Annotated in this window: 12 protein-coding genes; 7 read left to right on the top strand and 5 right to left on the bottom strand. The window is 33.6% G+C overall.

The window, feature by feature from the left end; translation table 11 throughout:
- Window positions 1-81: 81 nt before the first annotated feature.
- The 4 genes from H277_RS0116815 to H277_RS0116800 all read left to right on the top strand — a co-directional run bounded on the left by H277_RS0116815 (window position 82) and on the right by H277_RS0116800 (window position 2,779).
- Entirely contained in the window at window positions 82-1,017 is a 936-nt protein-coding gene (locus H277_RS0116815) for a ribose-phosphate pyrophosphokinase (RefSeq protein ID WP_019976792.1), read from the top strand.
- Window positions 1,018-1,062: 45 nt separating this feature from the next.
- Window positions 1,063-1,647, top strand: coding sequence for a 50S ribosomal protein L25/general stress protein Ctc (locus H277_RS0116810; protein ID WP_019976791.1), 585 nt, complete (start codon window positions 1,063-1,065; stop codon window positions 1,645-1,647).
- A gap of 136 nt (window positions 1,648-1,783) precedes the next feature.
- Entirely contained in the window at window positions 1,784-2,218 is a 435-nt protein-coding gene (locus H277_RS0116805; protein ID WP_019976790.1) for an RrF2 family transcriptional regulator, read from the top strand.
- 63 nt (window positions 2,219-2,281) lie between these two features.
- Window positions 2,282-2,779, top strand: coding sequence for a hypothetical protein (locus tag H277_RS0116800; RefSeq protein WP_019976789.1), 498 nt, complete (start codon window positions 2,282-2,284; stop codon window positions 2,777-2,779).
- A 90-nt stretch (window positions 2,780-2,869) separates the two neighbouring features.
- On the opposite strand, the gene H277_RS0116795 is transcribed toward H277_RS0116800, so the two are convergent.
- From H277_RS0116795 to H277_RS0116775, 5 genes are all read right to left on the bottom strand, one after another.
- Window positions 2,870-3,013 carry a hypothetical protein gene (locus tag H277_RS0116795; protein WP_154652452.1) on the bottom strand — a complete coding sequence of 48 codons (144 nt, stop codon included), beginning with the start codon at window positions 3,011-3,013 and terminating at the stop codon, window positions 2,870-2,872.
- A 57-nt stretch (window positions 3,014-3,070) separates the two neighbouring features.
- Window positions 3,071-4,129 carry a glutaminyl-peptide cyclotransferase gene (locus H277_RS0116790; RefSeq protein ID WP_019976787.1) on the bottom strand — a complete coding sequence of 353 codons (1,059 nt, stop codon included), beginning with the start codon at window positions 4,127-4,129 and terminating at the stop codon, window positions 3,071-3,073.
- A 53-nt stretch (window positions 4,130-4,182) separates the two neighbouring features.
- A complete protein-coding gene (gene ruvC, locus H277_RS0116785) occupies window positions 4,183-4,731 on the bottom strand; it encodes a crossover junction endodeoxyribonuclease RuvC (RefSeq protein ID WP_019976786.1) in 549 nt (182 codons plus the stop codon).
- A 30-nt stretch (window positions 4,732-4,761) separates the two neighbouring features.
- Complete coding sequence (locus H277_RS0116780) at window positions 4,762-7,233, bottom strand: phosphoenolpyruvate carboxylase (RefSeq protein ID WP_019976785.1); 2,472 nt, start codon at window positions 7,231-7,233, stop codon at window positions 4,762-4,764.
- 177 nt (window positions 7,234-7,410) lie between these two features.
- The gene (locus H277_RS0116775) at window positions 7,411-8,922 is read right to left on the bottom strand and encodes a GH3 auxin-responsive promoter family protein (RefSeq protein ID WP_019976784.1); all 1,512 of its coding nucleotides are present in this window, start codon (window positions 8,920-8,922) and stop codon (window positions 7,411-7,413) included.
- 52 nt (window positions 8,923-8,974) lie between these two features.
- On the opposite strand from H277_RS0116775, the gene H277_RS0116770 reads away from it, so the two are divergent.
- The 3 genes from H277_RS0116770 to H277_RS0116760 all read left to right on the top strand — a co-directional run bounded on the left by H277_RS0116770 (window position 8,975) and on the right by H277_RS0116760 (window position 11,422).
- Complete coding sequence (locus H277_RS0116770; RefSeq protein ID WP_019976783.1) at window positions 8,975-9,766, top strand: DUF2797 domain-containing protein; 792 nt, start codon at window positions 8,975-8,977, stop codon at window positions 9,764-9,766.
- A gap of 149 nt (window positions 9,767-9,915) precedes the next feature.
- On the top strand, window positions 9,916-10,350 hold the full coding sequence (locus H277_RS0116765; RefSeq protein WP_019976782.1) for a hypothetical protein: 435 nt from the start codon (window positions 9,916-9,918) through the stop codon (window positions 10,348-10,350).
- A 97-nt stretch (window positions 10,351-10,447) separates the two neighbouring features.
- Window positions 10,448-11,422: a 3-oxoacyl-[acyl-carrier-protein] synthase III C-terminal domain-containing protein gene (locus H277_RS0116760; protein ID WP_026357691.1), complete on the top strand. Its 975-nt coding sequence runs from the start codon at window positions 10,448-10,450 to the stop codon at window positions 11,420-11,422.
- Window positions 11,423-11,577: the final 155 nt, after the last annotated feature.

Here is an 11,577-nt window from a genome sequence, read left to right as displayed (position 1 = left end):
TGCCGAAATTAATTTTTGTATTTTTTATCTCTTCTTTGAATCATTTAAATTATTTTTGCACAAATATTCCCAAAACAAACAATGGAACAATCAGCATTTCTTTTTTCAACAAGAGGATCAGTAGATTTGGCAACAAAAATAGCCGATTATTATGGTCAAGAACTTGGTAAGTCTAAAATTGTAGAATTTAGTGACGGAGAATTCGTGCCGGCTTTCGAACAGCCAATTCGTGGAGCTCGTGTATTCTTAATTGGTTCTACAATGCAGCCAACAGACAATTTAATGGAATTACTTTTAATGTGTGATGCGGCAAAAAGAGCTTCAGCAAAAAGTATTACAGTTGTAATCCCTTATTTTGGTTTTGCTCGTCAAGATCGAAAAGATGCGCCTCGTGTGCCAATTGGAGCAAAATTAGTGGCAAAAATGTTAATGACAGCAGGAGCGACTCGCGTAATGACAATGGATTTACATGCGGATCAGATTCAAGGATTTTTCGAAATCCCTGTTGACCATTTATTTGCATCAACAATTTTTGTCGAATATATTAAAGGATTAGGTTTAGATGATATTTGTATCGCTTCTCCGGATATGGGAGGTGCTAAACGTGCAAATACCTATGCGAAATATCTAAATGCTGATATTGTCATATGTCACAAAGAGCGTAAAGTTGCCAACCAAGTAGATAGCATGATGCTGATTGGAGAAGTAGAAGGCAAAAACGTTATTTTGGTAGATGATATGATTGATACGGCTGGTACATTAGCTAAGGCAGCAGAATTAATTATGTCTAAAGGAGCTAAATCTGTTCGTGCTATTGCGACGCATGGAGTATTATCAGGAGCTGCTTATGAGCGTCTTGAAAACTCTATGTTGGAGGAAATTGCTATAACGGATAGTATTCCATTAAAAAATACTTCCGTATCTAAAATAAAAGTATTATCTTGCGCTCCGCTTTTTGCAGATGTTATGCATTTGGTACACAGCAATAAATCAATTAGTCAACGATTTGTTATCTAGTTGTTTAGCTTTAAAATTAAATTATTTTTATTTATATATATTATTATGAAGTCAATTACAATTCAAGGTGTAAAAAGAGAAGACTTAGGTAAAGTGGCTACACGTAACCTACGTAATGCTGAACAAGTACCTTGTGTGGTTTACGGTTCTGGAGAGCCTATCCACTTTTCAGCTGATGAAAAAGCGTTTAAATCATTAGTTTATACGCCAGACGCTCACACAGCGACAATCGAGTTAGCTGATGGGGCTAAAATTCAAGCAATTTTGCAAGATATTCAGTTTCACCCGGTAACAGATAAAATTTTACACGTAGATTTTTATCAATTAAGCGAAGACAAACCAGTAACGATGGAAGTTCCAGTTCGTTTAGTAGGACGTGCTCGTGGTTTAGTAGCTGGTGGGGTTTTACGTTTCAATATGCGTAAGTTAAAAGTTCGTGCTATTCCAGCAAACTTACCAAATGAAATCGAAATCGATATCACGCCAATGAGAATTGGTCACAAAATGTATGTTGAATCATTGAAAAATGATAACTATACGTTTGCTCATCCAGATAACGCAGTAGTAGTAGCTATCCGTACTTCTCGTAATGCTGTTAAGGATGCAGATCAAGACGAAGACGAAGAATAAGAATTTTCTTTTCAGATATAAAAAAACCACTCTGTTTGAGTGGTTTTTTTATTTTAAAAATTTAATGAGATAAATTTGTCCGATTTAAAATTAATTGTATATTTGTGGTGTAATTTTTAATGAATAAAAGAAGTTAATGTTTTCAAAGGCTTGTGAGTATGGAATTAAGGCTTGTGTGTTTATTGCACAAGAGTCTGTAAATGGGAATAGAGTAAACTTGAAGCAAATAGCAAATTCCATTAATTCGCCTGAAGCATATACTGCCAAGATTTTGCAGCAATTAGTAAAAGCAAATGTCATATCGTCTGTAAAAGGCAAAATGGGAGGGTTCCTAATGGATGCTGAACATCTGGAAGATATAAAATTAGTAAATATCATTAAAGCGATAGATGGAGATGGTTTATATCACAGTTGCATTTTGGGATTGGTAGAATGTGATGCAAATAGACCTTGTGCTTTGCATAGTCGCGTTTTTGCTATTCGTAGTGATTTGAGAGCTATGTTAGAACAAACTTCTATGTTTAATTTGATTGATGACCTTGAGAAAGGTTTGGCTTTTCTTAAGCATTAAAAAAAAAATATCTTAAAACAAGATAAAAATATCCGAATATCCGAATTAAAAAAATATCATGATATGGAACTAGCTGTAGAAATTCCTCAAACGAAATTAGCCCATCTTACTTATTCAGTTGGATTGAATTTGAACGAAGCTTGTGTAAGACACCACAAAACATTGTTTTTTTGTTGGAATATTCGAGCAGGAATAGATAAAGGAGTTGATTTACAACGTATAGTTGATTATGTGAATTGGTATGGACAAGAAATATTGTTCAAGAAATTTGAAATAGAAGAGCACTTTCTTTTTACCTTATTAGATGAAGACCACTATTTGGTAAGAAGAGCGTTAAAAGAGCACCGACGCCTAAAGCGATTATTTAAAATAGATGTTAAGAATCCAATGAAAAGTTTGATTTACATCGAAGAGGAATTGGATTTGCACATTCGATTTGAGGAAAAACAAATGTTTCCGGAATTCGAAAAAAATGCTACACAAAAAAAGTTAAAAGTAATTAAAGAACAATTTAATACACTTTTAACCAATACAGATTGGAAAGATCAATTTTGGTTATAGATCTCTCATAACCAAAAATTTTTACTTATAATTTTTTAGATGATTTTTGAAAAGAAAAGCTCGATTTTGCAGGTCGAGCTTTTTGTATTTTTAGAAAAAAATAGTTTCTCCTGTTTTTGTATTCTTGATTTTTTCGATTATTTCTTTACCTTCTTTAATACTAGAGCAAGGAATGATTATTTTATTTGGAGCATTTTTAATGTCATTAATAACAGCTAATGTTCCTGACATCATTCGTTGAATTTTTAAAGTCCCTATAATTTTCGGCCGAATAAATCGCATAAAATACTATTATTTCTTAATCTTTACTTCAAATATTTTGTCCCAAAGCTTACCCGTCAGCAACATGTTTCCGTTTTCTTTAAACGCTATCCCGTTTAATTCTTGCGCTTGCGGATTTCCTTGTTTTCCTTTTAATTCGGCGAAATTAAATTCAGCTTTTACTGCTCCGGTTTGAGGATCAATAACAACAATATTGCTGTTGTCAGCATGCCCGGATTTTAAATAAACATTCGCATAAACTAAACCGTCGTGGTATTCAATCTCGTTCAAATAACTATAAGGTTGCTGGCTGTCAAATGCCTGAACAGTTCTTAAATAATTGAAATTCTCATCAAAGAAATGAATACGCTGAGATCCTTCTGTTACAGCCAATTCTTTTCCAATTGTCGTAATTCCCCAACCTTCGATAATCTGAGGAGGCATTTCAAATTTTTGAACCTGATTGAAGTTGGAATCATATTTATATATCACACGGTCTTGCCAAGTTAATTGGTAGATAAAACCATTCAGTTCTGTAATTCCTTCACCAAAAACATCATCTTTTATTTGGTATAACTTTGTAGGTTCTGTTGCGCCTAATTTATACTCGATTAAACGTGTTTTTCCATCACGAAGCCCGGTTCCTTCAAAAATATGACCATTTTTGAAATAAAAACCTTGCGTAAAATAATCGTTGTTATGTGGGTAAGTACCCACAATTTCATACGACCATTTTGCAGCAGGCTCATTGGCATAAACCACAAATGTAAAATCGCGCGAATTGGTTTCTTCTTCGCCTTTGAAGAATTTTAAATTAACCGTATGATTTCCTAATCCAATGGTTTTTCCATCAATTGTAAAATCTGCAGGAACCTCTTGTCCGTCTACAGCAACAACAACCTTTGTAATTCCTTCTAAATTTGTCAGCGGAATATCAATTTTGTCACCAATTTTATACTTGTTTTGTTCTATTTTTGAAACAATTTCAGTAATAGCCGTATTGTTTTTTCCGGAAGAATCTTTACAAGAGAATAATAGCGAAGAGAAAACTGTTGCACAAACTGATGCGGCGATTAAATATTTTTTCATTTGATATTTTTTAAATTTAAAGAATTAGAGTGTTAATTCTATTACAAATATATTTATTTTGTTCGATTAGGATTATTTTTTACGAAAGCATCCCAGCCGGAATAAGAGTTTGATGCTCCTGCTGTTTTGCCAGAGTTTAAGTAATGACAGACAGCAACGGCAAGCCCATCCGTTGCATCCAGACGTTTTGGAATTTCTTTTAAACCAAGTAAATGCTGTAACATTCCGGCTACTTGTTCTTTTGATGCATTCCCGTTTCCTGTAATGGCCATTTTTACTTTTTTTGGGGCATATTCTACAACCGGCATATCACGATGTAAACAAGCTGCTATACAAACACCTTGTGCCCGTCCTAATTTTAGCATTGATTGAACATTCACGCCAAAAAACTGTGCTTCAATGGCCAATTCATCAGGATGATACTGATCGATAATAGCAAGGGTTTTTTCGAAAATCTTTTTCAATTTTGTTTGTTGATTTGGAAGTTTGTGCAATAACAATTCGTCCAGTGTAATTAACTTGATCTTGTTGTTTTTTACTTCAATCAAACCAAAACCCATCACCATCGTTCCAGGATCAATCCCTAAAATAATTTTTTCCATTGTTGCGAAGGTATTAAGATATTCTCAAAATTAAGCCGAATTTCGACTTGCATTAATATTTCCGAATAATGAACGCATGACAATTTGTTCATAAACTGCTTTATACTCGCTGTCATGATGAATTTTGTTTAAAGCAAATTGTTGAATCGTTAACAAAGGCAAGACAATTTTTTCACGCATTTGTACTGAAGCTCTGTTCAACGGTTCGTCTTGCATCAATTCCGAATAACCCGAAATTTCTAAACACAATGCTTTGGATAACTCGAATTCGTCATATAAAATAGTCCAGAATTCACCATATTCAGGATCATTTTTCATATAAGAAGTCAAAGGGAAATAAGTTTTTTCCATCGACATCATACTGTTTTGAATCAAGGTTTTGAAGAAGCTTGAATTTTTAAATAAATCTTTTACATCTTCTAAATGACCTTGTTTTTTCAATTCATGAATCGCTGTTCCAACACCAAAATACCCTGGAACATTTTGTTTCAATTGACTCCAAGAGCCGACAAAAGGAATGGCTCGTAAATCATCAAATTCCAATTTTTTATCACCGCCACGTTTACTTGGCCGACTTCCGATATTTGTTTTACCATAATAGTTTAAAGTACTCATGTTCTCTAAATACGGAAGAAACGAAGGATGCGCTTTTAACTCTTCATATTTCTGATAGCTAATTGTCGCTAATTTATCAATAAGAATACGTTCTTCAGGCGAAATTTGACTTGTGCTTGTTGCAAAAATATCTGAAATAATTCCTGCAGTATACAATTGTTCAAAATTGTATTTTGCCTGAGGAAGTGTTCCGTAATTTGATGTAATCGTTTGGCCTTGAATTGTGATTTGAATTTCGTGATTGGCAATTGTTTTCCCTTGTGAAGCATAAAATTCATGTGTTTTTCCGCCTCCACGTGCAGGAGGTCCACCTCGCCCATCAAAGAAAATAACCTCGATTTGATTTTCATCCGACACATTTGAAAGGATTTCTTTGGTGCGATAAATTTCCCAATTAGCTTTGATGTAACCACCATCTTTTGTTCCGTCCGAAAAACCTAACATGATGGATTGACGTTGTTTTCTACGCATTAAATGTTGTGCATAAACAGGTAAATTATACAAGCTATTCATGGTGTTTTCAGCACCATCTAAACCGCGAATAGTTTCGAAAAGGGGCATAATGTCAAATTTAATTTCTTCATCATGATAACCACAAAATTTGAATAAAGCATAGACGTTTAGTACATCAAAAATTGTTTCGGAATTTGAAATAATGTAACGGTTAGCACCTAACTCTCCATTTCGTTGTTGAATCGTTTTTAATTGGTAGACATTTTTGATGGTATCGACGACAAGTTCATCTTCAAAATCTTCAGGTCTGGCTGTGAAAGAAGGATTAGTTAAGAGTTCAATTTTTTCTGCTTCGTTTAAATCTTCTAAATTTATTCCGGTGTATTTTTCAACAATTTGGTTGATGACTTTTTGATGAATGCGAGAGTCTTGGCGAATGTCTAATGAAGCGAAATGCAATCCGAAAATATTTACCCGTGTTATAAAATCATCTAATACATCTAAGAAGATTCCGTTATGTTGTTCAATTAAAATGCTACGGATGGTTTGAAGACGTGTTTTAATTTCGTCAATCGTAATGGTACCGTTTTCGTTGAACATATTGTCATAAATCAAATTACTCAATTCTTTTAAAGGCTCTGTAAGGTGTTTGAATGTTAATCTTCTCTGAACAATTTTAATATGATTGTAGTAATTTTTTAAAACACTTGTCCGTAGTAAACCAGCAACTTTCCAAGTAATTTCTGCGGTTACAAAAGGATTTCCGTCACGATCTCCACCCGGCCAAAAACCTAATTGAATAACAGGAGATTGAAGCGGATGACTTTCTGTAAAAAACAATTGATTGATTTCATTGTATAACCGACCAATTGTTTGGTAATAAACATTGCGTAAATAATAAATAATCGAAACAGCTTCATCGTAAGGAGTCGGTTTTTCTTCGTTAATAAAAGGTGTTTTCCCCAATTGCTGCAGCAATAAATCAATTTTACTAACAGAATCCTGTTGAATAGCGTCGCGTAAATCCTGAATAATTTGTTGGACATTTGTCGGATAAAATTGTGTTGGATGTGCTGTAAAGACGACTCTCGTTACAAAATCTTCAATTCGATTTTTAACTTGCTTCATTTTGCCTTGCGCTTGTGCAATATGATAAATACTCTCTAAACTTCCTTTTTCATTTTCAGAATGTAATGAAGGAAAAGCAGCATCTTCTATGCTGTCAAATAACACAACTTGACGTTCGATGTATTGAATCATCCGAAACATTAAGTCAATTTGTTCTTGTTCAGTTCTTAAGTCCGTATATTTTTCAAAAAAATTCTTGATAATTTCGTTTGGTGATTTTCCTTCAGGTAAACCTTTTCGACTTTCTTCATATAAAAAAGGAATCAACGATCCAATGTTCTGCATCTTTTCGTAAGGCAGATTCATAAAGAGACTGTTGTAAATTTGAAACTTATTTTCTACTATCTGGTGAAACTTAAGTTCAGATAAATTCGTACTTCGCATCAATAGGTATTTTTTCTCTCCTAGTAAATTTACTGGTTTCGAAATAATTATCCTACTTTATTTCAAAACAAAAGAGAATCAATCTGATTCTCTTTTTTCTTATCCTATTTTGTTTAATTCGATTAAAGGCTCAATAAATTCTCTTGTATTGGACAAGCGTGGAACTTTATTTTGTCCACCTAATTTTCCGCGAGAAGCCATCCATTCTATGAATAGTTTTTTTCTGGCAATATGTATGACAGGAGGATTTAAGGTCATGTTGTTAAAACGTTTTGCTTCGTAATCCGAATTAACGTCTTGCAAAGAAGAATCAAGGATATTTGCAAATAATTCGAAATTATCAGGTTCTTTATCAAATTCAATGATCCATTCATGTGCTCCTTTTTCTTTTCCTTGCATAAAGACAGGCCCTGCGCTGTACTCAGAAACGATAGAATTGGTTTGCTCACAAGCTCTTTTTAGTGCCTCTTCAGCATTTTCAATCACCAACTCTTCTCCAAACGCATTGATATAATGTTTTGTTCGGCCTGAGACGACAATTCGGTGTGGATTTGTAGAGGTAAAACGTACGGTGTCTCCAATGATGTAACGCCATAAGCCTCCGTTTGTCGTAATTACCATGGCATAATTTTTTCCTACTTCAACGTTACCAATTGTTAAAAACCGCTGATTTTCAGCTCCAAATTCTTCCATAGGAATAAATTCGTAAAAGATTCCGTTGTCTAACAATAACAGTAAATCTTTGTTATGCAACTGGTCTTGAATTCCAAAGAAACCTTCAGAGGCATTGTATAACTCGAAATAATTTAAATTTTTCTTCGTGATTAAATGATAGTTTTCAGCATAAGGTTTGAAGCTAATGCCACCATGAAAGAAAACTTCCAGATTAGGCCATAATTCATCCAAATAATTTTTACCTGTTTCGGCTAATAATTTGTTTAATACAACCAGCATCCACGAAGGAACACCTGTCAATGAACCAACATCTTCATTTTTAGTTGCATTGATAATTGCATTCATTTTTACATTCCAGTCAGACATTAATGAAATTTCACGATTCGGAATATTTTTCATTTCAGCATAGAAAGGTAAATTATCAATCAAAATCGCGGATAAATCACCAAAACGAGTATCGTATTTTTGATAAAGTTCACTACTCCCCCCGATGCGAAGGTTTTTATGCAAGAAGATGTCTGTTTCAGGATACGCATTCAAATACAGCGCAAACATGGTTTTTCCTGCTGCGTAATGACAATCTTCTAAAGACTCGTTACTAATCGGAATAAATTTACTTTTGGCATTTGTTGTTCCGGAAGATTTTGCAAACCATTTTATTTTTCCATACCAGGTTACATCTTTTTCTCCTTTTCTTGCCAATTCAATATAAGGTTGAAAATCTTCATAATGTACAGCCGGAACTTGTTCTTGGAATTTTTGTATGGTTTTGATTTCTTCAAAATGAAATTCTTTTCCGTAAATAGTCGATTTGGCTTTTTTGATATTTTCAAATAACACACGTTCTTGTGTACCAACTGGATTTTTGATGCTTTCCTCGATGACATTCATTCGACTACGCATCATAATTTCCATAATCTTATTGACTATTCCCATCCGTTAAAAGTTTTGTAGATTTACACAAAATTAATTAAACTTTTTTAGCAAGATGCAGTTTGAAGGACAAATTCGTAAAATGACAACTGAAAACGGAACTCCAATTAATTATTATTGGAATTTCAAGAATGATTTTATCGTAATGAATCAATTGTTAGGGAAGAAAATAAAAATTAGTTTTGATCATTACGAGTGTTTGAATTGCCACGAGGACAAAGAAATTTATCAGATGGGGTATTGTAAAAATTGTTTTTTTACAATTCCGGAAGCTAATCCAAGTATTATTAACCCGGAGCTTTCTACGGCACATTTGGGAATTGCCCAACGAGATTTGGAATTTGAGATGAAATTCGAATTGCAACCGCATATTGTTTATTTAGCAAACTCTTCCGGAATAAAAGTTGGCGTTACTCGTTTAACACAGGTTCCTACCCGTTGGATTGATCAAGGAGCGTCAGAAGCGATTATTATTGCACGAACAGACAATCGTTACGAAGCGGGAATGATTGAGGTTTCGTTAAAAAATGTGATTGCTGATAAAACGAATTGGCAACGTATGTTAAAAAATGAAGTGCCGGATATCAATTTACCTGAACAGTATCATGAAATCAGAAACGTTGTTAATGAAGAGTTTCAACAATTTTTGGTTAATGAACCTGAAGTGTACACATTAGAATATCCTGTTTTATCTTATCCTGAAAAAGTAAAATCATTGAATTTGAAAAAAACACCGGAAATAGAAGGTGTTTTGAAAGGGATAAAAGGGCAGTACCTGATTTTTGAAGATAATACAGTATTTAATGTCAGAGGCCATGAAGGGTTTTATGTGAATGTAGACGTTTAAAATTACAGCACAATATTTCAATAAAACGTCGATTCTGCATAGAATCGACGTTTTACTTCTCTATAGTATTGATTTTTAAAAAAATACTTGTTTGTAATTTTTTTTATTATTAAATTAGTTACAGTCAATTAACACAAAAAAATAGAATTATGAAAGCAAGTGCATTACTTATGGTTGGAGTTATTTTAGCGTTAACAGCTTGTAAGAAAAAGTCGGACTTACCAGACTATAAAGTCAAAGAAGCTGTTTTGGATGTTTATAAATATAGAGCAGATAAGCCAGATTCTCTTTTTGCGAAAGTAGAGGGAGTAGAAGTAGATAATTTGAATGCTCCAATTAAGCAGTATGGTCCGGTAGATGTTTACAATTTTGAAAAAATGACACCACTTGAAGATGGCGATAAAACGGTTTATGAAGCAGTTTATAAAGTCTCTTTCAAAGGTGCAGAAGGTACAGAAACCTTTAAAGTAAGAAGAGTAGATAAAATGGACGGAATTGTTGTTGGCTATTCGAATGATATCAAACCAGTTGCTATGACTGATTCTACTGCTGTTAAGAAAGATACGGTAGCGGAAAAAAAATAATATTATAATAACTATTTTTTAAACACATTCAGGAAATTGAATGTGTTTCTTTTTGAAATAATATTTACCTTTAACTAATATTGATAAAAACCGATAAATGAAACTACATCACACATTTTTCTATTCTCCGTCTACCATGGAAAACAATGAGGAAATCATTCAACACTTTGAGGAAAAACAAGTCTCAATGCAGAAGATTCAGGATGCCTTAGGACGCCATACACGATTTGTCTTAACTGAAGATTCTTCTGAAACGACTTTAACGATGGGAATTAATGCCGCTAAAGGGGTATTAAAGGAAAGCAATATTTCAATTGAAGAGATAGACGCAATAGTTTTTGTTTCCACTACGCCGGAACACCGTATTCCAAATGACGCAATTAAAATACATCATGCCCTTGGAGGAAAGACAAATACATTGTGTTATGATATCAATGTTAATTGCATTGGAGCTTTTGTAGCTTTAGATTTAGCATGTAAATATTTAACAGGTACCCAATCTGCACAGAATGCTTTAATAATATGTGCCGAAAAATTATCAAACATATTGGATCGAGAAAATCCCGTTACAGCATTCTGCTTTTCGGATTCTGCTTTTGCTTTTATTGTAGAAAAAGATTTTTCTGCATCAGGGTTAATCGATGTTCTGTATCATACGGACAGTACTTTTTCAGAAGCAGTGTTATTCCCGCCAAAAGGTTACTCCTGCTATCATACAGATGATCTTGCGTTATGGGATACTTCATTTGACGGAAGCGGAAGTGTTGATTTCGCTCTGAATCACATCGAAGAGTTTCTAAAACGAAACGAGTTGAGTATAGAACAGATCGATTTGTTTTTGTTTTCACAGCTGTCAATAAAAAATATCAATAAAATACGCGATCATTTTCATCTTCCCGAAGAAAAAATTCCATTTTGTTCGAAAGAGTTAGGATATACAGGAGCTTCTAGTCCTTTTTTGGCATTAGATCAATACCAGAAAAATACCAGACAATTAGAAAAAGGAGAATATGTTCTTATATGGACGTTAGGAGCAGGCTATCAAGCAGGATTAATGCTATGGAAATATTAATTTGAGATGAACTATTTGTACGAATTAAAATAAATCAATAAAAATTTTATTGATTTATTCATAAAGTTTGTATATTCGTTATCAACAATGAAACAAAACGGATTAAATACGATTACAACGATTACTTCTGGTGAGCACACTTAGAGGAGTCTTGT

This window comes from Empedobacter brevis NBRC 14943 = ATCC 43319, from assembly GCF_000382425.1.
Lineage (GTDB): Bacteria > Bacteroidota > Bacteroidia > Flavobacteriales > Weeksellaceae > Empedobacter > Empedobacter brevis.
Note: the sequence above shows the minus strand (reverse complement) of the source record. Positions and strands in the feature narration are given on the sequence as shown.

Excerpts from the sequence above, each read along its gene's own strand:
- H277_RS0116760 (WP_026357691.1), top strand. The coding sequence starts at position 10,448 with ATGAAACTACATCACACATTTTTCTATTCTCCGTCTACCATGGAAAAC.
- H277_RS0116795 (WP_154652452.1), bottom strand. The coding sequence starts at position 3,013 with ATGATGTCAGGAACATTAGCTGTTATTAATGACATTAAAAATGCTCCA.
- H277_RS0116800 (WP_019976789.1), top strand. The coding sequence starts at position 2,282 with ATGGAACTAGCTGTAGAAATTCCTCAAACGAAATTAGCCCATCTTACT.
- H277_RS0116805 (WP_019976790.1), top strand. The coding sequence starts at position 1,784 with ATGTTTTCAAAGGCTTGTGAGTATGGAATTAAGGCTTGTGTGTTTATT.
- H277_RS0116765 (WP_019976782.1), top strand. The coding sequence starts at position 9,916 with ATGAAAGCAAGTGCATTACTTATGGTTGGAGTTATTTTAGCGTTAACA.
- H277_RS0116790 (WP_019976787.1), bottom strand. The coding sequence starts at position 4,129 with ATGAAAAAATATTTAATCGCCGCATCAGTTTGTGCAACAGTTTTCTCT.
- ruvC (WP_019976786.1), bottom strand. The coding sequence starts at position 4,731 with ATGGAAAAAATTATTTTAGGGATTGATCCTGGAACGATGGTGATGGGT.
- H277_RS0116815 (WP_019976792.1), top strand. The coding sequence starts at position 82 with ATGGAACAATCAGCATTTCTTTTTTCAACAAGAGGATCAGTAGATTTG.
- H277_RS0116780 (WP_019976785.1), bottom strand. The coding sequence starts at position 7,233 with ATGAATCTGCCTTACGAAAAGATGCAGAACATTGGATCGTTGATTCCT.
- H277_RS0116810 (WP_019976791.1), top strand. The coding sequence starts at position 1,063 with ATGAAGTCAATTACAATTCAAGGTGTAAAAAGAGAAGACTTAGGTAAA.
- H277_RS0116770 (WP_019976783.1), top strand. The coding sequence starts at position 8,975 with ATGCAGTTTGAAGGACAAATTCGTAAAATGACAACTGAAAACGGAACT.
- H277_RS0116775 (WP_019976784.1), bottom strand. The coding sequence starts at position 8,922 with ATGGGAATAGTCAATAAGATTATGGAAATTATGATGCGTAGTCGAATG.